This is a genomic window from Wenyingzhuangia sp. 2_MG-2023 (assembly GCF_030548295.1).
Taxonomy (GTDB): domain Bacteria; phylum Bacteroidota; class Bacteroidia; order Flavobacteriales; family Flavobacteriaceae; genus Wenyingzhuangia.
Genome location: NZ_JAUOSB010000242.1, coordinates 1 through 228 on the forward strand (window position 1 = coordinate 1; position 228 = coordinate 228).

At 31.1% G+C, this 228-nt stretch carries 1 protein-coding gene; it reads left to right on the forward strand.

What is annotated here, in order from left to right; translation table 11 throughout:
• Positions 1-28: 28 nt before the first annotated feature.
• Positions 29-228 (forward strand): hypothetical protein (locus Q4548_RS17140; protein ID WP_303457330.1); only part of this gene is annotated, 200 nt, incomplete at its 3' end.

Sequence of the window (228 nt, forward strand, 5' to 3'; positions counted from 1 at the left end):
TTATTATACAAAGAAAACAAAAGATCTTTTGTTTAAAAACAATGAAGTTCCTTATCAGTCTGGGCAAACAACATACGCACAAAATTATGGAGTTGTTGATGTACAGGGTTTTGAATTAGGTTTGGGAGTTGATATTATTAGAAACCAGAAGATGAATTGGAATTTTAACGGGAAATTTTCTGTAGGAAAAGCTACAATGGATGGGTTGATTACAGATTATATAAATGC